Source organism: Candidatus Sororendozoicomonas aggregata (genome assembly GCF_031528575.1).
Taxonomy (GTDB): domain Bacteria; phylum Pseudomonadota; class Gammaproteobacteria; order Pseudomonadales; family Endozoicomonadaceae; genus Endonucleibacter; species Endonucleibacter aggregata.
Genome location: NZ_JAVLSP010000001.1, coordinates 62,669 through 87,754, shown reverse-complemented (window position 1 = coordinate 87,754; position 25,086 = coordinate 62,669). Strand labels below are relative to the sequence as shown.

Genomic DNA, 25,086 nt, shown 5'->3' with positions numbered 1-25,086 from the left:
CGTACAAATGATTGATGAGCCTTCTGTCGTTCTCGTTACTGACGATTTGTAACAATTCTAAAAAATATCCGGGCAGCTATCTTGCCCTGTCCCGCTCTCCCTCGCCAGTGTTAATAAAACAGGTCGCCAGTAAAAATAAATCCTGTCAATATAATATATCTATCCCCTGACTGCGACAGCTTCAATTCAGAGTAGGAATGGTTTAACCCGGATATTTCATAAACATGCCCCTGATCCCCCTTGCCCCTTGCAGCTATGAGAAATTTATGCTCAGTTGACCGTATACACCAGTACGGCGCTCCATCGCAAAATTCCTCAGAGCCACAATGTTCTTCGCGATCTTCAGGGAAGTTTACGAAACATTCGGGTTAAGTAATCGGCAGGTTATTTTCGGACAACTCTCAGCGACTACCTTAACAGACTAACCGGAGTAAGGCTTGTGAATAGTAGAGAATAACATTGGATTTTGCGCGTCCATTAGCAGAAGTTTTTAACAATTATAGTCGTATATAACCACTGAATTAGACGTATGACTTTTAATACACGCTCCTACATAATCTTATACACACTATATACATCGAATATATCTTAGCAGGAAGTGAAACAATGCAAGCGTTATTGGTAGATTGGGTGAGAGCCTTCAAGGCCCTTTGGGGACGCCGTTTGATCATTGGCGTTCCCTATCTGTGGCTAGTGGTGTTCTTTCTGATCCCTTTTATTATTGTACTGAAAATCAGCTTCTCCATGGCTGATATAGCGATACCACCTTATACACAAATTACTGAATATCTTGATGGCATACTTTCTATCAACCTGAATTTGGGTAATTATTTCTATCTTGCAGATGATCCCATCTACCTGATGGCATACCTTTCATCTGTCAAGATAGCTTTGATTTCGGCGGTATTTTGCCTGCTACTGGGGTACCCCATGGCTTATGCCATGTCACGCATGTCAAAACAGCGACAAATAATACTGTTAATTCTGATTCTGTTGCCCTCATGGACATCATTTTTAATCCGCATTTATGCCTGGATGGGGATCTTGAAAAACAATGGATTACTGAACAACTTGCTGATATGGCTCGGTGTGATTGATCAACCACTGTCTATTTTAAATACAAGTACTGCCGTATATATTGGGATTATCTACGCTTATTTGCCGTTTATGATTCTGCCAGTTTTTGCCAATCTGGTCAAAATAGATTCCTCGTTACTTGAGGCTTCTGAGGATTTGGGTGCCAGACCGTGGCGCACATTTTTTTCTATCACATTACCGCTGTCCCGTTCAGGCATTTTCGCGGGCTTGATGCTGGTGTTTATCCCGGCGGTGGGCGAATATGTAATACCTGAACTTCTCGGTGGCCCAGGCACCTTGATGATCGGTAAAGTATTATGGCAGGAGTTTTTCAATAACCGTGACTGGCCCCTTGCCAGCGCCCTGGCTATGGTTATGTTGTTGCTGCTGTGTATCCCTATCATCTGGTTTAACCACCAGCAAAGCAAAGGAATGAAGGAGACAGCAGGATGAGGCGAGCTCGTTTCTCAAACGCTATATTGATTCTGGGATTGTTGTTTTTATACCTGCCCCTGCTACTGCTGACCATCTACTCGTTTAACGCTTCAAGACTGGTGACTGTCTGGGCTGGCTTTTCCACCATGTGGTACAGTGAGCTATTCCAGGATGAACAACTTATCAGCGCAGTCTGGATGAGCCTGCGAATTGCCTTTTATAATGCCTGTATGGCCTTGATTCTGGGCACCATGGCGGCGTTTATCCTGGCGCGTTTTCGGCGCTTTCGTGGTAAAGCCGCTTTTTCATCAATGGTCACCGCCCCTATGGTTATGCCTGAGGTGATTACCGGCTTATCGTTATTGCTAATGTTTGTCACGCTCTCTGACTGGATAGGCTGGCCAGTTGAACGGGGGATGATGACGATATGGATCGCCCATGTCACTTTTTCCATACCTTATGTGGCTGTTGTCGTTGGTTCACGATTACAGGAAGTGGATCAGTCTATTGAAGAGGCCGCATTGGACTTGGGCGCTACACCGTTAAAAACGTTTTTCCTGATAATCATTCCGTCGTTGTTTTCAGCGTTAGCCGCGGGCTGGTTGCTGGCCTTTACACTGTCGCTGGATGACCTGGTGATTGCCAGCTTTGTTTCAGGTCCGGGTGCCACAACATTACCGATGGTCGTGTTTTCATCAGTCCGCCTTGGCATATCCCCCAAAATTAATGCATTGGCCACGCTGATTATTTTGGTTGTTTCTATGGCGGCATTTGTTGGCTGGTGGCTCATGCGGCGCGCCGAAAAAGAAAGGCAGGGGGCACTGCTGAAATACCATAGTCAATAAAAGGGGGGAGTTCGCCGTTAAGCAGATTAACTGCCTTTTTCGTGCAATTTTTGCTGAATTGAGGTTCAAGGATATGATGGCAGCGCATGCAGTATCGGTGACACTGATACGGCTAAACTGCCGCCCCTTGCCAGAAAGCTCTCCTAGGTTCTGTTGACATAAGCACTTAACTGTTCAGCCAGATATCTCTCACCCACAGCCACAAAGAACGCCAGGTTTCCTCTGCTTCTCCTTCAGCAGACCACAGTGAGATTTGGCCTTCTTCACTGATGCAGTAATAACGATCGCCATCCTGGCACACCGGAATTAAATGTCGGGGAACATACAAGTCCCAGGCCACAGAGGCGACATCGGGTAAATGGGTATGGGCATGGGGATCTGTGATGGTTACAGGCGCAAGGGAGCCATAGACAACATTGCTCACTTCCAGTAAAAACAGGCGAAGGTCATAAGGGAGGGGAATCAGTAGCTCCTCCTCAATACTGACCAGGTCGTCTTCATCGGGTAAAGACAGGGGGACTGGCACATCAACGGCTTGCTCCCTGAGTAATTCAATGGTGTCTTCCATTCGTTACCTTAATGACGGCTATTAGGCTAATTGAACCGGAATAGCGTTTGCCGTATGACTCACGCTGTTTCCTTCACCCATATAAATCAGGCGAGGCTTATGGTCTTTGATTTCATTCTCGTCGTATATGCCATAGGCGCAGACGATGATAATGTCACCTTCTGTTACCTTATGGGCAGCAGCTCCATTAACGGAGATGATGCCAGAGCCAGGCTCACCACTGATAATATAGGTGGTAAAGCGCTCACCATTATTAATGTTGTAGACCTGAATTTGCTCATTTTCATGCATGCCGGCCAGCTCCAGCAGATTACTGTCAATGGATAATGAACCTTCGTAGTCTAACATCGCATGAGTTACCTGTGCCCGGTGCAGCTTGGCTTTCAGTAGGATATTTTGCATAGGCTTCTCCTGTGTTGATCAAATAAGAGGCACTGGTATTCAGATGCTGAAGTATAGGTTATCAATCAGGCGCGCCTTACCTAAATATCCGGCTGCCAGGATGACCAGGTCTTTTTCATCAGGTTCCGCTGGCTGTAATGTCAAAGGATGACTAACGTTAAAATAATCAGGTTTGATACCGGCTTCAGACAAACTGGCAAAGGCGCGCGCGCGCACAGCCTGGTAGTCACGCTCACCCGCCACAATGGCTTCTCTGGCCTGTAACAAAGTCCGATAGACGGCGGGCGCAATGTGCTGGCGCTCGGTATCCGTCAGATAGTTATTGCGAGAACTCATCGCCAGCCCACTTTTTTCCCTGACAGTGGGGGCACCGATCACCTCAACAGGTATGCACATATCACTGACCATTTTTTTGACAATGGTCAGTTGCTGATAATCCTTTTCACCAAACACTGCGACATCGGGGCGGACGATATTGAAGAGTTTGGCAACAACGGTGGCAACACCACGGAAAAAGGCCGGGCGAGTGTTGCTGCAATGCATACAGTCAAGGATGTCGACACTCACGTGGGTATGTTTTTCACTGCCTTCAGGATAAATTTCATCGGAGGCGGCTGCGTAGAGTACATCGGTATTGTATGCGATCAGTTGCTCACAGTCCTGCTCCATGGTTCTTGGGTAGGCGTCAAAATCTTCATCAGCGCCAAATTGCAGCGGGTTAACATAGATGCTCACGATAACAACATCCGCCAGCAACTTTGCCTGTTTCACCAAACTCAGGTGCCCTTTATGCAGGTTACCCATAGTGGGGACAAAGGCAACACGCTTTCCCGTTGCTTTTACTGCGGCAACATAATGCTGAATGTCAGCAATCGTGTTGATTATTTTCATGGGAGGCCTTGATAAGTTACTCAAAACAGTGTTCAAGTGCAGGAAACCGGCAGGTTCTTACTTCATCGGCATAAAGGCGAATGGCTTCTTGGGGGGTGTGAGCATTAGCCATGTAGTTTTTGACAAAGCGGGGAAGCTTTCCTGCCGTAAGGTTTAACATGTCGTAGATCACCAGCACTTGACCATCAGTGTGGGGGCCGGCACCTATTCCTACAACGGGTATGCTGACTGAGCGGGTCACGTCTTTTGCCAGCGTTACAGGGATACACTCGAGTACAAGCATCGCGGCGCCTGCTGCTTCCAGTTCGATGGCTGATGCGATCATGCTGTTCGCCTGCTCCAGGTCACGACCTTGTACTTTGTATCCCCCAAAGACATTGACACTCTGTGGTGTCAAGCCCATGTGGACACAGGTAGGTATTCCCTGTTGTTTCAGGCGGGTGATCACAGGGGCTAACCAGCGGTCGCCCTCAAGCTTGACAATTTCTGCCCCAGCCCGCATCAGTTTAATGGCATTTAAAATGGTCTGCTCTTCAGTGGCGCAACTCCCAAAAGGCAGGTCAGAAAGAACCATGGCATCATTACTTGCCTTGCTGACACAGCGAGTGTGGTAACACATCTCCTCAATCGTGACAGGTACCGTCGAACTTTCACCCTGGCAGACCATTCCTAATGAGTCGCCGACCAGCAAAATGTCGATACCATTGTTGCTGGCAATGTTTGCCATGGTAGCGTCATAGGCTGTTATCATGGTGATTTTCTCACCTGAATGTTTCATAGAGGCTAGGCTGTTAAGCGTTATTTTTTTTACCACAGGCTTGAATCCCTACATCTCAATCTAAAATGAGGCAGAGTATACGTAAACTGGTTGATTGTGTCAGTTAAAGGTCATATTTTCATGAAAGGCAGAGATTTAATAAGGTGGTTAAAAAATAAAAAGTGTTTACATTGGCTTAGTGACGTGTGTGGTTACCCCGGTTTATCCCCTTTGTTGCGGTCATAGAGTCACACTGACTGTCAATGTTCAGGCGGCTGCCATCTAAAAAAAAGTAATCACTGCCATTTTGTAGATCCTGAGCGGAGTAATTGCCCAAAATGGTGTTAATGGTGGATTCGTGATGAAGCAACGGCAAGTCGTCAAAAACCTTTAAAATAGCCTCAGCCATAGACGCGCCTTGATCTACGGCCTGTTTTATTTTGGGGGTGTAATCCTGTTGTTCTGACATTGATGTTCATCCATGTTTGTTGGTTTCTATTGTTTCATTGTAGTGCCCTGTGGCGGCCGTGTTTGGCTTTTGTGAGGGTAGGCGCAATGGAATGCGTGAATTATTGTTGCAAATGATAATTGTTATTATCTATTATCAGAAGGCAGAACAGTGGAGAGATGCCATGAACATGTTCACTTCGAGCAACAAGCTGCGTGCAAGAGCACTTTTTAATGATAATCCTAACGAAGTAACCTGGCTGACCTGGATAAGAGCAGCAGACTATTTACTGACACTTGGTCGTACAGATAAGGCTATTAAGTCACTGACGTATGCGTTTGAGTTGGCAGAATTAACACTTTCATGTTACCGCTGTAATCAACAAATTGCTGTCAGTCGACTGACTTATAGCAGTGTTAAGTTGGCTTATGCCTACCAGAGTATCGGTAATACAGAGGCCATGCGCGCTATTTTGAGTAAAACAAAAAGCAGGCTGTACAGTGAATTGCCGGCACCTGGTATTTCCACATGGATTCTTGGTTGTATGAGATACCTCAATACAGCGCATATCGATCACTTTTTAGAACCGCTAAAAAAAGCCCGCTTGTTGTTATCCTCCGTTTCTTCTGACTCTCACCGCGCCTGGGAGCCTGTCGGACTTAAGGCAATTTCGGCCTGAAATCCAGAAAGCGCGAGAAAGCGCGAGAAAGCGCGGCCATATTTTCCGATGAATTTGCTTAAATAGGTCAACTATTCGCACAAATCCATCGAAAAATCTGACTCGCTCTACTGAATTTCATGCTCGAAAGCTTAACCCAAGATTCAAGAGGAAATTTGTATGAAACATTCCTACTTATGCCCTGGGCACAAGGAGTGGTTAACCTCAGAGAGCGACCGCCTTGATTACTATTGGCTTTCCTGGCTTGATGCATCAGAGTTTTATTTAGAAAGCGGGCAAATTGAGCAGGCGATTCCTTACCTGGGGGCTGCTTTTGAGTTGGCAGAATCTGCTTTATCAAGCTACCCCGATACGCAAAAAGCTATCAGTCGATTTATGCAAAGCAGTTTTCTGCTTGGAATCGCTTATGGGCAAATGGGAGATACCCATTGCAGGGACAGTCTCTATCGTTATACTGAATTCCGCCTGGATCAAGAGAACGATTACAAAACACGACAACAATTGTTTACCTGTGACCATGACCAGTTGTTTGCTGAAATCCAGTGAATCAAGGAAATATTTGCACAGTCTGTCAGTAGGCTGTGCAGCTGCGCTCAAGTAACGTCAAAGTACAGATGTTGCCGCCTGAACATTATCATTGGTTCTACCGGCTTGAACGCTGAAACTGCTTGGCAGTAGCTGGGAGCCTGTCGGACTTAAGAAGCAGTCTTAAAAGTCATGCTCCTACTGCGGCTACGATAAATGGGTCTAAAAAGTCGCTTTTGTTCGTCAAATAGTCCCGCTATTCTCCTTACAAAAGCGACTTTTTATCCTCCATTTCTCGCAGTCCTCGCTACGGGCAGACTTTTAAGACTGCTTCTAAGACAGTTTCGGCCTAAAATCCAGGAAAGTGCGAGAAAGTGCGAGAAAGTGCGAGAAAGTGCGAGAAAGTGCGAGAAAGTGCGAGAAAGTGCGAGAAAGTGTGAAAAAGTGCGGCCAGAATTTCCGATCAATTTGCTTAAACAGGTCAACTATTCGCGCAAATTGATCGAAAATTCTGACTCGCCCTACTGAATTCTATGCTCGAAAGCATAAGTCCGACAGGCTCCTGGCTATTCGCTGTTTTTTTCAAGGTTATTCTGCCTGAACACTGTTCGAAGGGCTGCATGTAAATCGAAGTAATTGTTGGTGATTTCACTGAGGATGGCTTCGTTACCATCCGTGTTTTTTATATGTCAATTCGGTAAATCACTTAATTTTTTTTCTGTTAGAAAATGACGACGCTGCTGCGATGTGTTAGTTTCCCAGCCGAATAACTTACACTAGGAGTTTGAATTGATTGTTGAAGTTTCCACTCTAACTACATTACTACTTGCTATGGTCGTATTGTTTGTTGGTAAGCTAATCAACAGACAGGTTTCTTTTTTCAGAAATTATGATATTCCAGAGCCTGTCACGGGCGGCTTGTTTGTATCCATTATTATTGCCATCTTGCATATGCGGGGTATTAGCTTCTCTTTTGACTCCGAGTTGAGTTCAGCGCTTTTACTCGCCTTTTATTCCAGTATTGGCTTATCTGCTCGACTGAGCACGTTAATACAGGGGGGGCGTGCACTGATGGTTTTCCTCGGTTTACTGATTGTGCTGCTGTTGTTGCAAGATTTCATGGGTATTACCATAGCGTCAATGCTCGGTCTTGACCCGGTCGTTGGTCTGATTGCAGGCTCTATCTCCCTCACTGGTGGGCACGGTACGGCTATTGCCTGGGCACCGCAATTGCAAGAGGCCTTTGGTGTTGAGAATGCGGTCGAACTGGGTGCCGTTGCTGCCACGTTTGGTCTGGTGCTGGGAGGCTTTACCGGTGGCCCACTGGCAGAGCGACTGATTCGAAAATACAAGCTGAAGTCCAACAGCAAAGAGCACATTACCATCGGTAGCCGCTTCAACGAAGAGCATGAACTGATTGATGCCCAGAGCACGATGTTTGCGCTGTTTATGATTGTACTTGCGATGGTGCTGGGTAGTTATATTTCCGATTATGCTTCGAGCAATGGTTTATTTCTGCCCGAGTTTGTTGGTTGCCTGTTTGCGGGTATTTTGATTACCAATTTACTGCCCTTGATTGTTCCCCGACTGCAATGGTCAGGTGCTACACCTTCTCTGGCAATGATCAGCGATGTGTCACTGGGATTGTTCCTGGCTATGTCCTTGATGGCTATGAAATTATGGGAACTGGCAGCCATGGCTGGCCCACTGCTGGTTATTCTGGCTGTCCAGACTGTTATGATCCTGCTGTTTGTGTACTTTATTGTTTTCCGGGTGATGGGAAAAGATTATGATGCGGCTGTTATGAGTTCTGGTTTTGTGGGTATTGGTTTGGGTGCGACATCTAACGCAATGGCAAATATGACTGCCGTGACACAGCACTATGGCGCATCTCTTAAGTCCTTTGTGGTTGTGCCACTGGCAGGCGCGTTCTTTGTTGATATCGCTAATAGTGTGGTATTGCAACTGTTTATGGATATGCTCAATTAATCATTTACTGACGCATGCTGAGAGCATTTTTGTCTGCGGCAATTAATCATGCCTTTCAGCATCCAGTAATGCTTGCTTTCGCTTCAGCCCCCAGCGGTAGCCACCCAGGCTACCGTCACCCTTTAACACGCGATGACAGGGAATTAACACGCTGATTCGATTTTTTGCGCAGGCGGAGGCGGCTGCCCTGAAAGCTTTTGGGTTTCCAGCGCGTGTCGCTAAATCGCTGTAGCTCATTACTTCTCCTGCGGATGTGTCCAATAGAAACTGCCAGAGCTTTATTTGAAAAGCTGTACCGCGCATATCCAGTGGTAAGTCCGGTATAGGGGTGTTTTGGTTGATGGACTGTTTCAGTGCTTTTATCCAGCTGTTTAGCCTTGGGGCTTTCTCTGGTGGAGAGGCACTGAATACCGCTTTGGGAAATTCCTTTTTTAATTGTGTGATAAGAGGTGCCTGATCATCACCAAATTGTACAAAGCAAATTCCTTTTTCTGTGGCAGCCATCATCATCAGACCAAGGGCGGTATGACGACAGGTGTAGGCAATGGTTTCGCCCGCAACATCTGCCACCTTGTAACACTTTGGCGGCGAGCCAATGCCGGAGCTGGTTTCCTCGCATACCCGGTCACTGGCGCCAAAGCCCGACGGGGAAACAGTATCAGTGGCCCCATCGCCGGTTCTTGAGATGTACCTAAAACGTTCCATAGGGTATTACCTTTGTTTTCACAGGCTACAATACTGAGAAGCAGTCCTCGCTACGGGCAGACTTTTAAGACTGCTTCTGAGAGAACGCTATGAGAAAGACAGCTTCTTTTGGTGCTGAATACATACCGGGTCTGGCACTGGTACCAGGTAATTATCCACACCCAAAAAATCTTCAGGCACTTGAAACGTTAGCGACAATGAGTTGGCTCGCTGCCTGGCGCAAAGACTTTCCAAGTGATCTTGCCAAAGACAGAATGGCGTTTGTCGCTGCCAGAATTCCCAAAATGCTACACCCAGATAATGAGCCCCATAATATTTCAATAACACTGCCTTCATTAAACAAGGCGCATTTCGGCTGTACTAGGGGTTGCGTTGAATCTTTCGGACCAGATCCACTGCAAACACTGGCACTTTACAGCATAATGGGTCTTAATACACCAAACAATATGTGGGCTTGTTTACCCGAGAGTTCTTTAATAAAGTTTTTAAGATTTTATGCATCTGGTGAGTCTGAGTGTGGGCATATATTCACAATAAAATCATTGTTCTATCCTCCCCGACTCTTTGGAAACTATAAGCCCCCTGGAAGACCAGGTGTCATATATTTATTTTTCCCAACATTGGGTGAGTATTTAGCTAACAGAGATGATGCTGATTTAATGGATGCATTTAAGCGCTTAAAGTATGCCGCGCTTGCGAATAGCTATTTTGGTTATGAGACTTTATGTGATGTCAGGAGGTTTGAATTTGAGAGATCTTCTTTAGAGTAGTGCTGGATTCAAGCAATAAGTGCTTTTGCATGAATACCTACCCGTTTTTCTGAAAGGGAGCCTCCTAATCAATTCAAAATAAGAACCACTGTATTGAAGAGTTGACAGGTGTTTTATTGAGTCCGTTAAAAAAACATCCGTCATGGAGTCAAGCCAGTGTTTATGAAGTGTGTAAATCGGTGTTTGTACTTATTTACGGTGCGAGTGTTTTTACAGAGACTATTATCAATACTTTTAGCGCTGAGAGATTTTGTGAACATTCAATTTGAGGTATAAAAAATGATTAAGGTAGCCCTGAAAATTGTTAAAATCCAGTCTCAGTTAAAGCCGCGGTAGAAGGCTGAGAAAATAGTGATGAAATAGCATAACTATCATAATTACCATGCTCTTTCATATTATGGGTAGAAGATGGTTCATTAATAATAAAGAGTTGTTTAACTCAACGTAGCAGGTCGTTTGAAAGGTGACGGCTATACTTTTGGATTGTTTCCAGAAGGGTCTTTTCCTGATGCCCCACATAAGGCGTTGACAGTGAGTGTGATATATGTCGGCGAATCCCGGAAAGTTGTCCAAAAGGAGCTAGCTACCCATGAAACAAGCAATTATCGTATCTACTGAAGATCAGCATTGGAGAAAATCCGGGGTTATTGCCAGGCACTGGGTACCCTACAAAGAGAATCAGGTAGAATGTCGTTTATGTCCACGCCATTGCCGTCCTAGAAATGGGCAGTTCGGTTTTAATAGAGTCCGTGGTACTGTTGACGGCAAGTTATATACGTTCAATTACGGGAAGTCAGTTGCTGCCACAGAAGAGTTAATTGAAACTGAGGCTGTTAATCATTATGCGCCAGGGGCCAGAATTCTTAGTTTAGGTAATGTGGGGTGTATGATGTCCTGTGATTTTTGCCAGAACTGGGAAACTTCACAAGTGAAGCATTTAAATCCATCCGTTGTAAAATATTACACGCCTGAAGATATTGTTAAATCATGTATTGATAGCGGCATAGGTATTATATCCTGGACTTATAATGATCCTGTTGTCTGGCATGAGTTTGTTGTCGATACTTCTATCCTGGCTAAAAAACAGGGTATTAAAACGCTCTATAAATCAGCATTTTATATTGAACAGGAACCCGTAAAAGAACTCATTGAGTGTATAGATATATTCAGTATTTCATTAAAGTCAATGAGTGAGGATTTCTACCGAAAATTCACGAAAGCTGAACTGGGGCCTGTGCTTGAGAGAATAAAACAAGTCCATGCTTCTGGTCGCCATTTAGAAATAAGTCAACTGGTTATCACTGATAGAAATGACAATAGGGTGGATATCGGGAAAACAATTGATTGGGTCTATGAAAATCTTGGGCCAGACATACCTTTACACTTTGTTGCCTTTCATCCAGCCTATAAATACACTGAAGTGGCAAGAACTTCTCCAGAGATACTTTATCAAGGCAGGCGTCTCGCGAAAAAAAAAGGCATCAAGCACTGCTATTTAGGTAATTTATTTGATGAAAATGCTGCTAATACATTTTGTACGAAATGTGGCCATAAGCTTGTTGAGCGCTTTGGTCTAAAAGCCAGCGTAGTGGGTATCAATAAAGATAACTGTTGTGAAAACTGTGGCACACCCACTTCCATTAAATATCCATTTGATGGCATCAAAAAACTACAAGAACCTGATGACTTTAACGTTATCCGAAAAACTATTTTTCATTGGAATGTAGAAGCGAACTCGTTGCATGTTGAGCTTACTGGCAGCGCCACCCAAAAAGTTTATTTGAAGGTGTCCTCTTCCAGTAGAAAGAATGCTTACTATATGCTTGGCAAAGGGATAAGTAGAATTATCATCTCCAGAGATTCTGATAGTGAACAGCAAATAAACCTTGGTTGGAATGCTGATGTAGCGTTAAAATTCTATCCTGTGTTAGATAGAGCGCACTTTCCAGTGCTTGAAGATCTTGATACCAGTTTAAAAGGGATAAAGTCTCGAAAAAAATAAGTGCTATTGGTAATAGTTGAGGCTAAACAGTCTCAATAACAATACTGTTTAGAAACTAAGGTCGCAAAATGAAAAGATTAACAGCTGCTCTGGGTTTGACGACTGACCTCACTGACGCTCATCCTTCAGTGACACCGATCTTTCAGGCAAGTGCCTTTAGCTCTGACAGCCCATACTTTTACACAAGAAAAGACAACCCAAATAGCCTTGAGTTTGAACACGTTGTCAGGACCCTGGAGGAAGCCAGTTATGCTATCAGTACGACAACAGGCATGGCTGCAATTAACCTCGTCATGGAGCTTGTTGAGCCGGGTGATACACTGGTCATTAATCAGTTGATATACGGCTGCTCTTATAAGTATTTTGTCAATTTATGCCAGAGGCGGAAAATAACACTGATTGTTCAGGATTTATCAAACAAAGAGAGCTGGAAGGATATTCCCTTTGACACGACGATGATACTGTTTGAAACACCGACAAACCCCTTTCTTAAGACAATTAATATTGCGCGTTTGAGAGAATACGTTAATAACCGTAAAAAGAAGCCACTTATTGTGGTTGATAACACATGGGCTACGCCATTATATCAACAACCCCTCAAGCATGGGGCTGATATATCATTGCACAGCGCGACAAAATTCTTTTCAGGCCACAGTGATGTTATGGGAGGCGTTATATTGACTGACTCTCAAGATCTTTATGAACGTTTAAAAGAAATCCGTTTTTATAGTGGTGCGATTTTACCGCCGTTTTCAGCCTGGTTGTTACGGCGTAGTTTGCAAACATTGACATTGCGTTTGCGGCATCACGAAAAAACGTCCAGGCAAATGGTTGATTTTTTATCAGAAAAAGAAAGTATAGATAAGGTTTATTTTCCAGAAATTGATGGGGAACAATTAACAGGGTATTCAGGCATACTGTTTTTTGAATTTTCAGAAGCATTTTCCAGTTATTATGAGGCGTTTCGAGATTCATTAAAACTCTTTAAAACAGGAACGGGTATGGCGTGCGTAATATCGATGATTGCTCAGCCCTATTCTGGCAGTCATGCCTCAATGAGTGAAAAAGAAAAAAAAGCGATGGGGATTGGTAAAAATCTGGTGCGTTTATGTTTTGGATTAGAGGATATTGAAGATATAAAGCAAGATATTAATCAGGCTTTGCCTGATAGATTGATAAAATAACGATGATCCAATAGCAAGATTTATTACCTTGGGGCTGAATACAGGTGAAGAGTAATGACTTTCGTAGTGACTGAAAATTGCATAAAATGCAAACATACTGACTGTGTTGAGAACTGCCCTGTAGAATGCTTTTTTGAAGGGCCAAATTTTCTGGTAATAAACCCCGATGAATGTATTGATTGCAATCAATGTGTGCCTGACTGCCCAATTGACGCAATCTACAGTGAGGAAAATTTACCCGATGATCAGTTACACATGCTGGAAGTTAACGGATCATATTCAAAAAAATGGCCCAGGATAATAGAAGTTAAGGCCCCATTGCCCGATGCGGAAAAGTGGGATGGCGTGCAAGGTAAACTTAATTACCTCGATGATTACAATACAGTTTAGTCTTCACATGACATAAATCCTGAAAGAAAAGATATGACTGATGAGTATGGTAACAATCATTAGTTTGGCATTTGCTATTTTTATCCTTGCGATCATCCCAGGGCCAGGTGTTTTTGTCACAGTATCCGTTGCTTTGTCCAGGGGTTTTTATCGTTCAACAGGGGTCATTGTTGGTATTGTTTTAGGGGATGCAATCTATTTGATTCTCGCGATTTTTGGACTTTATCAACTCACCAATGTGTTGGGTGATGTGTTTAACTATGTTAAGTATTTAGGCGCTTGCTATCTATTTTTTCTGGGTTGTAAAATGTTCACGCATCACCCATCAAGCGCTCGTCGTGTTGTTAAGGAGGGAGGTTCATGGTGGAATGAAATTTCATTAGGATTGGCTATTACTCTATGTAACCCCAAAGTGATTTTTTTCTATGCGGGCTTTCTCCCTGTATTCGTTAATATTTCAGCATTAGCATTGCCGGATGTTGTGGCAATAGGCTTAATAATTGCCGTCGTTCTTAGTGGCACTTTGCTAGGTTATGCCTATTTGTCATCAAAAATTCGACATATTAATACAAATTCAATGATGCCAGGTCGCATAGCTGGGAGTATGCTAATTATCTCAAGTATACTATTAGCCATCAAAGCATAGAGGCCGTTTTACTGCGCTCCTCTCAGTTGGGCCAACAAGCGCGCTTAAAGCCGTTGCCTGGCAATGGTTACAGCGCTATCGTTAGCAGCTTGAAGGCCCGAGTTTTAAACTGTTTCTTGTGAACAAACAAACCACAGACAACGGCCAACCGATAACACGATCGATAGCATAGCTCTGCCAACAATTAACGGTTGAATAGATGCGTCTGTATTATCAGAGAGCAGCCCTGCTATCCATTATAGGCGACGAGAGACTTTCTCCAGTTACCTGCCGTCCAAAAGATTCTAAAAGGGTCATAAAACCAATTGTTACCATTTGCATGCGCGCCGCACGACCCATCACCACCAGCGGTAACAGGACCAGTAACCTTATGAATAAATATACCATTATGCGTAAGCAGGACTCTTTCGCGCCAAATCGCGTTAGACATGCTGCGAAAATCATCGCTACATGATGCCTTTGCATGGGCATTAAAGGCTGCCCACAGCATAAGCAAGGGAAAGCTGAAATAAAGGAAGACTTTTTTCATGTCAGACTCCGAATAAAGGGATGAGAGGCGGAGCTACGCAGAATAAATATAGGCGTCACATTCAAGAAAGCAACACCGCTGGGAATAACTAATTTGTATTGCGCCAATCTTGCTACGATAACTGAGAAAGCGTTTTCACCTCTCCCAAAAAATGCGCTTTTGTAGCGTTTCGTGTGATCAATCAAACAACAGGTAACAATCAACTGATGGCACAATTTATGGCATAGCTCCGCCAATAATTAACGTTGAAATGGACGCGTCTGTATTATCAGAGAACCGCCCTGCTACCTAAAATAGGCGATAAGTGTATGTTCCCAGTTACCTACCTTCCAACAGATTTCATAATGAAGATGGTTCTGACTTGCATGTGCGGCACACGACCCATCGCTACCGGCCATAGCAGGGGCATGAACCGCATCAATTTTAGTACCATTTGTCGTACGCAGGCTACCTTGATCCTGAACTTTAAAGTCCATTTCGTCAAAATCTTTCTTACATGAAGCTGCTGCATAGATATTCGAGGTTGCCCACATCATAAGCAAGGGAAAGCTGAAATAAAGGAAGACTTTTTTCATGTCAGACTCCGAATAAAGGGATGAGAGGCGGAGCTACGCAGAATAAATATAGGCGTCACATTCAAGAAAGCAACACCGCTGGGAATAACTAATTTGTATTGCGCCAATCTTGCTACGATAACTGAGAAAGCGTTTTCACCTCTCCCAAAAAATGCGCTTTTGTAGCGTTTCGTGTGATCAATCAAACAACAGGTAACAATCAACTGATGGCACAATTTATGGCATAGCTCCGCCAATAATTAACGTTGAAATGGACGCGTCTGTATTATCAGAGAACCGCCTTGCTACCTAAAATAGGCGACAAGTGTATGTTTCCAGTCACCTGCCTTCCAAAAGATTGCATAATGAAGATGGTGATGGTTGTAACTTGCATGTGCGCCACACGACTCATCGCCACCGGTCTTAACAGGGCCTTGAACCGCATCAATTTTACTACCATTTGTCGTACGCAGGCTACCTTCCTGAACTTCAAAGCCTATGTCGTCAAAATCTCTCTTACATGAAGCTGCTGCATAGATATTCGAGGTTGCCCACACCATAAACAAGGGAAAGCTGAAATAAAGGAAGACTTTTTTCATGTCAGACTCCGAATAAAGGGATGAGAGGCGGAGCTACACAGGGTAAATATAGGCGTCACATTCAAGAAAGCAACACCGCTGAGAATAACTAATTTGCATTGCGCCAATCTTGCTACGATAACTGAGAAAGCGTTTTCACCTCTCCCAAAAAATGCGCTTTTGTAGCGTTTCGTGTGATCAATCAAACAACAGGTAACAATCAACTGATGGCACAATTTATGGCATAGCTCCGCCAATAATTAACGTTGGAATAGATTCGTCTGTATTATCAGAGAACCGTCCTGCTATCTAGGACAGGCGAAAAGTGTATGTTCCCAGCTACCTGCCTTCCAAAAGATTGCATAATTAAGATGGTTGCCACTTGCATGTGCGGCACACGATTCATCGTCATGGGTCATAACAGGGGCATGAACCACATGAATTATAATACCATTTGTCGTACGCAGGCTACCTTTAGCCTGAATTTTAAAGTTCATTTCGTCAAGATCTCTCTTACATGAAGCTGCTGCATAGATATTCGAGGTTGCCAACATCATAAATAAGGGAAAGCTAAAATAAAGGAAGATTTTTTTCATGTCAGACTCCGAATAAAGGGATGAGAGGCGGAGCTACGCAGAATAAATATAGGCGTCACATTCAAGAAAGCAACACCGCTGGGAATAACTAATTTGTATTGCGCCAATCTTGCTACGATAACTGAGAAAGCGTTTTCACCTCTCCCAAAAAATGCGCTTTTGTAGCGTTTCGTGTGATCAATCAAACAACAGGTAACAATCAACTGATGGCACAATTTATGGCATAGCTCCGCCAATAATTAACGTTGAAATGGACGCGTCTGTATTGTCGGAGCACTAACTGCCATGTTACCTCGGAGCGGACACCAGTTGAGACCTCCAGTCACCTTTCATCCAAAAGATATTACAAAGACGAGGAGAAGCACCTGCAGTCTTTGCCGGTGCGCCACACACATTATCGCCACCGTCAACGACAGGGCCAGAAACCGAACCAATGACAATATTTTTTTTCGTAACGATGTAATGACGTCTTTTTACAATAGTAACTATTTCATTAAAATCATGCTGACATGAAGCCGCATAGACATTTGAGGCTACCCACAGCATCAGCGCGGGAAGAATAAAATAAAGGCTGGTTTTTTTCATACCAGACTCCTAACGTCGATTATATAGCTGGTGGGCCTATGCTACTTCCGTTGTACATTGCACAGCGCCTGCTTAGTTAGCTAGAAATCGTTGATTTCATATGACCTGCTACTTAACAAACAAGGGCACCACGCACCAAGGCCTGGCAATGGTTGCAGTGTTATCGTCGGCCTGAAGGCCGAGGTTTTAAACCGTTTCATGTGATGAATCAAACCATAGGCAATAACCAATTGATGGTATAATTTATGACAAAGTTTATGGCATAGCCCCGCCAAAAATTAATGTTGAAATGGACGCGTCTGTATTGTCAGAGAACTGCCTGCTACTTCGGATAGGCGACAATTGGTGATTTCCATTTACCCCTTGGCCAGTGCAGCTTATAAGGTGCAGATAAAATACCTCGAGTTTTTCCCTGCGCGCTACACGATCCATCGCCATCGGTGGTGACAGGGCCAATAATCGAACCAATTTCAACCCCATTTCCCGTAACCAGGACACGAGATTTGTGAACAATGTTAGCTATTGCCTTAAAATCATCCATACATGAACTTGCGTAGACATTGGCGGTTGCCCATAGCATCAACGCGGGAAGGCTGAAATAAAGGATGGTTTTTTTCATGCCAGACTCCAGTATAAAGGGATAACAGGTGAAGCTATATAGGGTAAATATAGGTGTCCTGTTTAAGAAAGCAACACGGCCCAGTCTGTGGCATCGGGAATAATTCGTTTGTATTGTGCCAAGGTCGCTACGATAACTGAGAATTGGGTGTATTTTAATGGGCACAGGGGTGATGGTTGATGGCGCACCGTTTTGAACAGCAGACAATGCTGCCCTGCAATATCCTGCCTTACGATGGCAGCGCTGACTACTATGGTGTCATCATGTCTGTGGGGGAGGCGGATCATTTTTTAAAGGTGTTGCTCATGGATATTGCCTGGCACCATGATGAAGTGTTGATCTTTGGTAAAAAAATTACCACAAAGCGCAAGACTGCCTGGTACGGGGACGGGTCCTTTTCCTACACTTATTCAGGCGTGACAAAAACAGCATTACCCTGGACAAAAACATTGTTATCAATAAAAGAAAAGCTCGAAGGTGTCTGTGGTGAAAGTTATAACGCTTGCCTGCTGAACTTATACCACAATGGCAATGAGGGGATGGGCTGGCACAATGACGGGGAAAAAGACCTGAAAAAAAATGGTGCGATTGCTTCTCTCAGTTTAGGAGCAGAGCGAGCCTTTTTGCTTAAGCACAAAGGAACAAAAGAGAAAGTATCACAGGTATTGTCCCATGGTAGCTTACTGGTTATGAAAGGTGTGACGCAAAACCACTGGTTGCATTGTCTGCCTCTGAGTAAAGGGGTTCACTCTCCTCGTGTGAACCTTACCTTTCGTACAATTGTGTCTTAAGAGGTGAGTGATAACTTAGGAGCCTGACCGAGAATAGCGCCCGTAGCGAGGATTAAGAGAAATTGAGGATAAAATTTCTGTTTATGAGGAGAATAGCGGGGCTATTTGACGAAGAAGCAGTAATTTTCAGACCAATTTATCGCAACCGCAGTAGCGCGGTCTATTCTCGGACAGGCTCCTGGGATGTCTGTTGACATAAGAACATAATCATCTTTTCTAACTGCCACAAAAAGCATGACCAGCCATTGGCGGTAAGGCAGCTTGTCTGCGCCAAATATTATTCGTCAATCAGTTGATAGTGACGTCTTAATGTCTCAATAATGGCTTGTTTTGGGTGAGAAGACAGTGTTGGACGGTGGCCTGTAATTTTTTCTGCCATGGTCAGGTAAGTCTCAGCGGTTTCCAGCAGGAGTTGTGCTGGCAGGGCATTATTTTTTGCCAGGGCTGCCCGTTCTGCCATTTTGCTTTTATTCAACAAAATATCAGGGTCAGGAACGTGGTTGAGCAGACGTTGGCGAAAAGCTTCTTTCGATTTTTCAATAATATGCCCCCTGCGGTACTCAGCGCCATCCCAAATACGCGAGGAGTCTGGCGTGCCCACCTCATCCATATAGATAAGTTTTTCTCTGCCCGCTTTATCGGTGATATAACCAAACTCGAATTTGGTATCGACAAAAATCTGATCCAGCTGTGCCAGAGCGTCGCTAATCACCGTAAAACCTTCCTTTAGAAGATTCTCATACAAATCAATATCACCGGGCGTGCTGAAATTGAAGGCGGCGTAATTCCGCTCAATATTTTCACGAGTGATATTGACATCATCGACTTCAGGCACACCGGGAATGCCTGTTAAAACCCCTTTGGTGGAAGGCGTGATCAGTAACTCAGGCAATTGCTGGTTTTTTTCCAGTCCGTCAGGCAATGGAATGCCGCAAAAGCTTCGCTGCCCCTTGGCGTAATCTCGCCACATGGAGCCTGTAATATACTGGCGGGCGATGGCCTCAATCTTTATGGGGCGTGCTTTCTGAACAATCCAGACCAGGGGGTGAGGTATTTCAAGGATATGGTTATCCGCCAACTTTCGGGTTTTGAACAGCTTGAACCAGTGGCTGGCAATGGCATTGAGCGCGGCTCCTTTACCAGGCACGCCCATCATGCCCTCTGTACCGTGCCAGATACAGTCAAAAGCAGAGATACGATCACTGATCACCATAATCGCCAGAGGGGTATCGGCAGGAACATCGTAGCTCCGTTCGGCAATCAGCCGATGACTATCCGCTGCAGTCAGCCAGTAAACGGAGCGTACCTTGCCGTTGTGCACCGGCTGATTTGTCCGAATGGGCAAATCATTGTTTATTGCTAATACCTCACTGGCGAGAGTCATAGCCACCTGTCCTGTTATTGATTGGGCAAAAACGAGAAAAATTTTAACAGATATTGGCAGGCGTGCCATCTCTGGTCAGGCTCCTAACGGGGATACAGCGACCGCCTTATCTTCCCAATCACCAACCTTGGCACCCATGGACGCCAGGTTTCTTCATAATTCATTAAAAAGTGCAAGGTGGCCTCTTTATCACTGGCGCTGTTGGCGTGTTGCCAATGCAGCAGGGAATTGAGTACCTGATGGCTAAATGTACGGTTTTTCAAATATGAAAAAGCGTCGCCGGCCTCTACGGCAAATCCATAGGTTGTGATTGTCTGAATGGGCGAGCGGGGATACTGGGTGATTTTAGGGTTGGTACAAGCCGGGTCAACTGTACAGGTAAAAAACTCTTCTTCAAGCACGCCCGCGTTAAACCCTATTTTGGTCATGGGGTAGTTGGCAAGCATGACCGATGGGGAGCGATAATAGCCAAACCAGGGCTGTTTTTGTTCATAGAGGCCCGCTAGCATCTGGTCGAAAGTGGTCGGGGAACCCAGCGTGCTGTAGTCGTATTTTGCTTCTGCTAACCCTAGCGCCTTAAAAAGTTGTTTGACAGTTGTCTGACACGGCCAGCCTGGACGACAGCCGTAAAAAACACCACGTTCGGAATTTTGGGGACGGCTAAATACAGAAACATGTTGTTTGATACTATGGATGCTGGCAGACACGCCATATTCCTTGAACATATAATCAGGCATCCAAAAGCCTTCCTCCCCGCCAGGGTAAACGGCATCGCCAATGGTTAGCAGCCGCTGGTCGGTGACGCCTTTCTCTACCACCTTTTTAGCGTCATTAAGCCACAAGGCGGAGATAATATCAGGTTGTCCCCTTGTTACCATCCGATGAATGCTCGATGTATTATCCCCGGGTACCAGTTGCGCGGCACAATCATAGCCCCGGGTAAGAAAATAATGGTCAATATGGGCAATCAGCCGGGCAACAGGGTCGTTGGAATTAGCAACAGTGATGGTATTTTCACAGTTAAAAAAGCCCAGACCAGAGGCTGGTGTTATAAACAGCAACAGACCAAGCAGTAAGTGCCCCAACAGATATCCCTCTGTGAAATGTCGTTTTATTGAGTTATGGCATATTTTCGGGAATAAAAAAAGGCGTATAATCGTCATCCGCTGAACTTTCCACGTCCAGGCAAATAATAGTAGGTGTTTCTATCTCCCAAAGCCGGTTAAATCCCACGCAGCTATTGCCCTGAGGGTCAGTAAACCCCTCCGTGTTGAATAAGTTGATGTTGAATAAGTTGATGTTATGCCGCCTGGGGTGGGAGGCGTTTACGTTAAAAATGTAATGTTTAAAACACATGTAGGAAACAAGTGATGAAGGGTTTTTTCAGTAGATTATCCCAGGCGCTTATGTTGCCAATTGCCCTGCTTCCGGCGGCCGGTATTATGTTGGGTGTCGGCGGAAGTTTTACCAACGAGACAATGATTGAAGCTTATCATGTTGGCCTTTTGCACGACGGTAGTGTTCTTAATGGCTTCCTTCAAATTATGACGGATGCCGGTAATATTGTATTCGCTAACCTGCCGGTTCTTTTTGCAATGGCCATTGCCATTGGTTTTGCTCGCGCGGAAAAAGGCGCTGCTGCTCTGGCTGCGGTGATTTCTTATCTGGTTATGAATGTAGCAATGGCGAAAACACTTGTCGTTTCTCATATGATTCACCCTGAAGGAACAGCTGTTTTAATCAATGGGAAGGTATATGACGGTGTTCTGACTGATATGCTGGGCATAACTAACACCTTGAGTATGGGGGTGTTTGGTGGTTTGATCGCTGGCGCTTCGGCTGTTTTGCTTCATAATCGTTATCATGCGGTGAAGCTGCCAGACGTTCTGGGGTTCTTTGGTGGAGCCCGTTTTGTACCGATCGTTGCCGCATTCGCCGCACTGTTTTACGGTATCGCCTTAACCTTTGTCTGGCCCTACCTGGGTGTGGGTTTCGGGGCCATCGGTGATGCCCTCGGTGGCCTGAGTGATTCAGGCTCTGGCTGGATAGCGTCCCTGTTGTTCGGTCTTATCGAGCGCTCATTGATTCCAGTGGGTTTGCACCACGTTTTTTATCTGCCACTGTGGCAGTCATCTGTGGGTGGCATAGCACAATTTGGTGATCAGGTTGTCCACGGTACTCAGAACATCTTCTTTGCTTCTTTGGCCAATGGAGACTTCTCTGAATTTACCGCTACCAACTTTATGACGGGTAAGTTCCCATTCATGATGTTTGGTCTGCCTGCTGCCGCGTACGCTATGTACGCCCTTGCAGATAAGGAAAACAAAAAAGTTGCTGGTGGCCTGCTGACCTCCGTAGCGCTTACGGCTTTCCTGACAGGTATTACCGAGCCGATTGAGTTCACTTTCCTGTTCCTGTCACCTGCGCTTTATTATGCTATTCACGTACCACTGGCCGGCCTCTCCTTCATGTTGATGGACATTCTGAATGTAAAAGTTGGTATGACCTTCAGTGGTGGTTTCATTGACTTTGTTCTGTTTGGTGTTCTGCCTGGGGTTACAGGTGTTAATAATCACTGGTATTTCATTCCAGTGGTCGGTGCCATTTATGCGCCGCTTTACTATTTCCTGTTCCGCTGGTACATCGTTCATTTTGATATTAAAACGCCCGGACGGAAGGGGAGTGCTGTAGCAGTTGTCAGCAAAAAAGACTTTCTGGCTTCTAAAGCAGGTGCCGGTCAAGGCAGCGAGTTGGCGCAAAAGATTGTTGAGGCCCTCGGTGGACGCGACAACATTGAGGACGTGGACGCTTGTATTACCCGTCTGCGCATTACCGTGAAAAAGGGTGCTCTGGTAAAAGATAATGACTACTGGACTCAGGAACTCGGTGCTAAAGGGTTGGTTAAAGTAGGTAGCACGGGTATTCAGGCCATTTATGGCGCTCAGGCTGCTACTTACAAGGCCCAGATCAATTCAATCCGTGGTAAATAAGCAGGACAGTAAAAGATGATGTCAGGTAACAAGTTTCGACGTACAGGTGCTTTTGTTATTGATCTTTTGATAGCAAAGATGTTTATACAAATAGTTATATCCGTATTTTTACGGCTTGTTACTTACATCTTTTCTGGCAATAACGAGGGAATCTTATCCCTCAATGACCCGGCTGCATTGCCTGTTCTGATGGGTTTTACATTATGTACTCTTCTGGCGTTTATTGGTATTTATCTTGGTTATAGTTATATATGCTGTCGTTTAATTAAAAGGACACTGGGTAAGTACTTGCTAAGCGTTGATACGCCTTTTACCCTTGGGCAATGCGCTCTTTCAGACTATATGCAGATAGAACGTAAGAAAATCACCTTATGCTGCGCGACCCTTGGTCTCTATGCCCTTTATTCAGTGGTTCAGTATTACGTGTTCAATAAACGCCCTTACCATGAATTAGTTGTCGCTTGATACCCCTTATAAATAAGGGGTTTTACGCGTTTTTGATGTCAGCGAAGAAGCTTCAAGGGGTTTTTCCATGAAGTGAGTGCGCTAACCACGTTGTAGACCGCCTTGAGGTAAGGCGCCCGCGCAATACTGATTTTCAGCGACCCACTTCCTCTGCCCAAATCAACGTTTCACCCGGCATTTTTCGCTGCATCAAATTTCTCACACCTTAGATTCAGTTTGTCGGGCTTATTCATTTCATCCGTTACATCCACCATAAAATTGTAAGGATTGACTAACATATCTATAAACGCCTTATCCCCTGTCCGCTTTTCCCAGGCAAACTTGCCCACAACCTTTCCGGTATCATTGTTTATCACGTTAAACTTCTGGTAGCTGTCCCTGAATGCGCACTCTCCTGCAGAGTTATAATGTATCCTTATATGACCATAGCGTTTACCATAAAGGGCCGTGTGTTCCCTTGGATTATACACTCCGAGCATGCATTTACCTTTTTTACCGGGTGAAATTGTGTAGCCTTTTGCTGAATATGACATATCAATTGGAGATATTATGTTTCTAATTGAAAGAGTGGTATTTCTGCTATAAGCGTTCCCCATGATGGACAAGCTCAAGATGCCAGTAAAAAAAACAAACGATTTGTTTGCCATGGATTTTCTGACTCGCAAGATATAATTCATAATATAACCCTCAGAGGCCATCTTAAACGTCGTGTTGCTACTGCGATCACCACAAGACCACCACAAAAGGAGGCTGAAAAATTGCTTTTTTTCGTTCAACAGAGCCACTGTTGCCTTACAAAAGCGATCTTTTCTTCTCCTTTTCTGGCGGACCCTCGCTACACACAAACGGTTAAGACAGCCCCTTGGAAAATTGAAAAACAAACAGCATCTCCATCGGTTTTGCTTTTCACAAAAGATCATGGCGAGCTTCCCAGTGCCAAGCAGACCAATCAAAGCTTTCATCGGTTTGATTCACTCTTCCATGGAGTGAGCGTGCTGAACACGTTGCAGAGTGCTTGAGGTAAAGGGCTTGCGCCATACCGGGTTTCAGCTGATCGTTCCCCTTTCTCAAATCAACACTTCATTGGATATTAACCTTTGTTGTTTTGCCGCACTTGATATTCAATACATTGGGTTCAACCTGATGACCCGTTATATCCACCATAAATTCGTCAGGATTTTCTAACATCACTATTGTTGGATCTGATCCTGATGGCTTTTTCCATGTAAACCTGCCTTCGATTTTTCCAGTATCATTGTTTATCACGTTAAAATTCTGAGTGCTTTTCTTGAGTCCACACCCTAGAATAGTGGCACTATAATGGAGGCGTACAAAACAAAAGCCGTCACCCTTAGTGACGGTGCATCTGGAGGGGGCATACACGCCGTACATGCAGGAACCATGACCACTGGCCGCAAGTGTATAGCCTTTTTTTGAGTAATGGGGTTGATCCTTGGGGATTGTATCTTTAATTAGAATAAGGGAGTTTCTGCCATAAGCGTTGCCCATAACGGATAAGCTCAAGACGCCAGTAAAAAATACAAACGACTTTTTCGCCATGAACTTTCTGACTCGTAATATAGACTTCATACTCATGATGTACTCCTACCATCCACTACTATCAAGAAGCCATCTAAAAAAATGCCCTGTTAACATCAAGAAAAGAGGCATAAAAAATTGCC

At 44.6% G+C, this 25,086-nt stretch carries 29 protein-coding genes; 13 read left to right on the top strand and 16 right to left on the bottom strand.

All coding sequences use genetic code 11. From position 1 onward, the window contains the following. The first annotated feature begins 606 nt into the window (after window positions 1–606). On the top strand, window positions 607–1,530 hold the full coding sequence (locus V4C51_RS00325; protein ID WP_330924036.1) for an ABC transporter permease subunit: 924 nt from the start codon (window positions 607–609) through the stop codon (window positions 1,528–1,530). Continuing rightward, window positions 1,527–2,357 carry an ABC transporter permease subunit gene (locus tag V4C51_RS00320; RefSeq protein WP_330924034.1) on the top strand — a complete coding sequence of 277 codons (831 nt, stop codon included), beginning with the start codon at window positions 1,527–1,529 and terminating at the stop codon, window positions 2,355–2,357. The genes V4C51_RS00325 and V4C51_RS00320 overlap by 4 nt, the downstream gene beginning before the upstream one ends. A 166-nt stretch (window positions 2,358–2,523) precedes the next feature. Here the strand turns inward: V4C51_RS00320 and V4C51_RS00315 are convergent, their stop codons facing one another. From V4C51_RS00315 to V4C51_RS00295, 5 genes are all read right to left on the bottom strand, one after another. Next, window positions 2,524–2,925, bottom strand: a complete 402-nt coding sequence (locus tag V4C51_RS00315) for an SMI1/KNR4 family protein (protein ID WP_330924032.1) — start codon at window positions 2,923–2,925, stop codon at window positions 2,524–2,526. A 21-nt stretch (window positions 2,926–2,946) separates the two neighbouring features. Next, complete coding sequence (panD, locus tag V4C51_RS00310; protein WP_330924030.1) at window positions 2,947–3,327, bottom strand: aspartate 1-decarboxylase; 381 nt, start codon at window positions 3,325–3,327, stop codon at window positions 2,947–2,949. 39 nt (window positions 3,328–3,366) lie between these two features. Next, window positions 3,367–4,218 (bottom strand): pantoate--beta-alanine ligase, encoded by an 852-nt coding sequence (panC, locus tag V4C51_RS00305; RefSeq protein ID WP_330924028.1) that lies wholly within the window; start codon window positions 4,216–4,218, stop codon window positions 3,367–3,369. A 16-nt stretch (window positions 4,219–4,234) separates the two neighbouring features. Further along, window positions 4,235–5,032, bottom strand: a complete 798-nt coding sequence (panB, locus tag V4C51_RS00300) for a 3-methyl-2-oxobutanoate hydroxymethyltransferase (protein ID WP_330924026.1) — start codon at window positions 5,030–5,032, stop codon at window positions 4,235–4,237. A 139-nt stretch (window positions 5,033–5,171) separates the two neighbouring features. After that, the gene (locus V4C51_RS00295) at window positions 5,172–5,444 is read right to left on the bottom strand and encodes a hypothetical protein (protein WP_330924024.1); all 273 of its coding nucleotides are present in this window, start codon (window positions 5,442–5,444) and stop codon (window positions 5,172–5,174) included. Between the two features lie 91 nt (window positions 5,445–5,535). Here V4C51_RS00295 and V4C51_RS00290 point away from each other — a divergent pair, with 91 nt between their 5' ends. From V4C51_RS00290 to gltS, 3 genes are all read left to right on the top strand, one after another. Next, window positions 5,536–6,102 carry a hypothetical protein gene (locus V4C51_RS00290; RefSeq protein ID WP_330924022.1) on the top strand — a complete coding sequence of 189 codons (567 nt, stop codon included), beginning with the start codon at window positions 5,536–5,538 and terminating at the stop codon, window positions 6,100–6,102. Between the two features lie 159 nt (window positions 6,103–6,261). After that, complete coding sequence (locus tag V4C51_RS00285) at window positions 6,262–6,648, top strand: hypothetical protein (RefSeq protein ID WP_330924020.1); 387 nt, start codon at window positions 6,262–6,264, stop codon at window positions 6,646–6,648. A gap of 768 nt (window positions 6,649–7,416) precedes the next feature. Then, window positions 7,417–8,616 carry a sodium/glutamate symporter gene (gltS, locus tag V4C51_RS00280; protein WP_330924018.1) on the top strand — a complete coding sequence of 400 codons (1,200 nt, stop codon included), beginning with the start codon at window positions 7,417–7,419 and terminating at the stop codon, window positions 8,614–8,616. Window positions 8,617–8,658: 42 nt separating this feature from the next. Here gltS and V4C51_RS00275 read toward each other — a convergent pair whose 3' ends face one another. Then, window positions 8,659–9,321, bottom strand: coding sequence for a methylated-DNA--[protein]-cysteine S-methyltransferase (locus V4C51_RS00275; RefSeq protein ID WP_330924016.1), 663 nt, complete (start codon window positions 9,319–9,321; stop codon window positions 8,659–8,661). A gap of 89 nt (window positions 9,322–9,410) precedes the next feature. Between V4C51_RS00275 and V4C51_RS00270 the strand changes: the two genes are divergently transcribed. The 5 genes from V4C51_RS00270 to V4C51_RS00250 all read left to right on the top strand — a co-directional run bounded on the left by V4C51_RS00270 (window position 9,411) and on the right by V4C51_RS00250 (window position 14,313). Next, window positions 9,411–10,091 (top strand): hypothetical protein, encoded by a 681-nt coding sequence (locus tag V4C51_RS00270; protein WP_330924013.1) that lies wholly within the window; start codon window positions 9,411–9,413, stop codon window positions 10,089–10,091. A 589-nt stretch (window positions 10,092–10,680) separates the two neighbouring features. Beyond that, the gene (gene amrS / locus V4C51_RS00265; RefSeq protein WP_330924011.1) at window positions 10,681–12,093 is read left to right on the top strand and encodes an AmmeMemoRadiSam system radical SAM enzyme; all 1,413 of its coding nucleotides are present in this window, start codon (window positions 10,681–10,683) and stop codon (window positions 12,091–12,093) included. 68 nt (window positions 12,094–12,161) lie between these two features. Then, entirely contained in the window at window positions 12,162–13,277 is a 1,116-nt protein-coding gene (locus V4C51_RS00260; protein WP_330924009.1) for a trans-sulfuration enzyme family protein, read from the top strand. Between the two features lie 54 nt (window positions 13,278–13,331). Beyond that, the gene (gene fdxA / locus V4C51_RS00255; RefSeq protein ID WP_330924007.1) at window positions 13,332–13,667 is read left to right on the top strand and encodes a ferredoxin FdxA; all 336 of its coding nucleotides are present in this window, start codon (window positions 13,332–13,334) and stop codon (window positions 13,665–13,667) included. Between the two features lie 40 nt (window positions 13,668–13,707). Continuing rightward, entirely contained in the window at window positions 13,708–14,313 is a 606-nt protein-coding gene (locus V4C51_RS00250) for a LysE family translocator (protein WP_330924005.1), read from the top strand. Window positions 14,314–14,542: 229 nt separating this feature from the next. Here V4C51_RS00250 and V4C51_RS00245 read toward each other — a convergent pair whose 3' ends face one another. The 6 genes from V4C51_RS00245 to V4C51_RS00220 form a co-directional block, all read right to left on the bottom strand. After that, the gene (locus V4C51_RS00245) at window positions 14,543–14,842 is read right to left on the bottom strand and encodes a hypothetical protein (protein ID WP_330924003.1); all 300 of its coding nucleotides are present in this window, start codon (window positions 14,840–14,842) and stop codon (window positions 14,543–14,545) included. 284 nt (window positions 14,843–15,126) lie between these two features. Next, the gene (locus tag V4C51_RS00240; RefSeq protein WP_330924001.1) at window positions 15,127–15,417 is read right to left on the bottom strand and encodes a hypothetical protein; all 291 of its coding nucleotides are present in this window, start codon (window positions 15,415–15,417) and stop codon (window positions 15,127–15,129) included. Between the two features lie 284 nt (window positions 15,418–15,701). Then, on the bottom strand, window positions 15,702–15,995 hold the full coding sequence (locus V4C51_RS00235) for a hypothetical protein (protein ID WP_330923999.1): 294 nt from the start codon (window positions 15,993–15,995) through the stop codon (window positions 15,702–15,704). Window positions 15,996–16,279: 284 nt separating this feature from the next. After that, window positions 16,280–16,570 carry a hypothetical protein gene (locus tag V4C51_RS00230; RefSeq protein WP_330923997.1) on the bottom strand — a complete coding sequence of 97 codons (291 nt, stop codon included), beginning with the start codon at window positions 16,568–16,570 and terminating at the stop codon, window positions 16,280–16,282. Window positions 16,571–16,858: 288 nt separating this feature from the next. Further along, complete coding sequence (locus tag V4C51_RS00225; RefSeq protein ID WP_330923995.1) at window positions 16,859–17,155, bottom strand: hypothetical protein; 297 nt, start codon at window positions 17,153–17,155, stop codon at window positions 16,859–16,861. A 322-nt stretch (window positions 17,156–17,477) separates the two neighbouring features. Beyond that, the gene (locus V4C51_RS00220) at window positions 17,478–17,774 is read right to left on the bottom strand and encodes a hypothetical protein (protein WP_330923993.1); all 297 of its coding nucleotides are present in this window, start codon (window positions 17,772–17,774) and stop codon (window positions 17,478–17,480) included. Between the two features lie 179 nt (window positions 17,775–17,953). Between V4C51_RS00220 and V4C51_RS00215 the strand changes: the two genes are divergently transcribed. After that, a complete protein-coding gene (locus V4C51_RS00215) occupies window positions 17,954–18,565 on the top strand; it encodes an alpha-ketoglutarate-dependent dioxygenase AlkB family protein (protein ID WP_330923991.1) in 612 nt (203 codons plus the stop codon). 277 nt (window positions 18,566–18,842) lie between these two features. Here the strand turns inward: V4C51_RS00215 and V4C51_RS00210 are convergent, their stop codons facing one another. Further along, window positions 18,843–19,949, bottom strand: a complete 1,107-nt coding sequence (locus V4C51_RS00210; RefSeq protein ID WP_330923989.1) for a phosphoribosylaminoimidazolesuccinocarboxamide synthase — start codon at window positions 19,947–19,949, stop codon at window positions 18,843–18,845. 83 nt (window positions 19,950–20,032) lie between these two features. After that, complete coding sequence (locus V4C51_RS00205) at window positions 20,033–21,112, bottom strand: glycine betaine ABC transporter substrate-binding protein (RefSeq protein WP_330923987.1); 1,080 nt, start codon at window positions 21,110–21,112, stop codon at window positions 20,033–20,035. A gap of 207 nt (window positions 21,113–21,319) precedes the next feature. Between V4C51_RS00205 and V4C51_RS00200 the strand changes: the two genes are divergently transcribed. Together V4C51_RS00200 and V4C51_RS00195 are read left to right on the top strand one after the other, a co-directional pair. Next, the gene (locus tag V4C51_RS00200) at window positions 21,320–22,939 is read left to right on the top strand and encodes a PTS transporter subunit EIIC (RefSeq protein ID WP_330923985.1); all 1,620 of its coding nucleotides are present in this window, start codon (window positions 21,320–21,322) and stop codon (window positions 22,937–22,939) included. Window positions 22,940–22,954: 15 nt separating this feature from the next. Then, window positions 22,955–23,404, top strand: coding sequence for a hypothetical protein (locus tag V4C51_RS00195; protein WP_330923983.1), 450 nt, complete (start codon window positions 22,955–22,957; stop codon window positions 23,402–23,404). A gap of 167 nt (window positions 23,405–23,571) precedes the next feature. Here the strand turns inward: V4C51_RS00195 and V4C51_RS00190 are convergent, their stop codons facing one another. Together V4C51_RS00190 and V4C51_RS00185 are read right to left on the bottom strand one after the other, a co-directional pair. After that, window positions 23,572–24,081 (bottom strand): hypothetical protein, encoded by a 510-nt coding sequence (locus V4C51_RS00190; RefSeq protein WP_330923981.1) that lies wholly within the window; start codon window positions 24,079–24,081, stop codon window positions 23,572–23,574. A gap of 403 nt (window positions 24,082–24,484) precedes the next feature. Continuing rightward, entirely contained in the window at window positions 24,485–25,000 is a 516-nt protein-coding gene (locus V4C51_RS00185) for a hypothetical protein (RefSeq protein ID WP_330923979.1), read from the bottom strand. Between the last annotated feature and the right edge of the window lie 86 nt (window positions 25,001–25,086).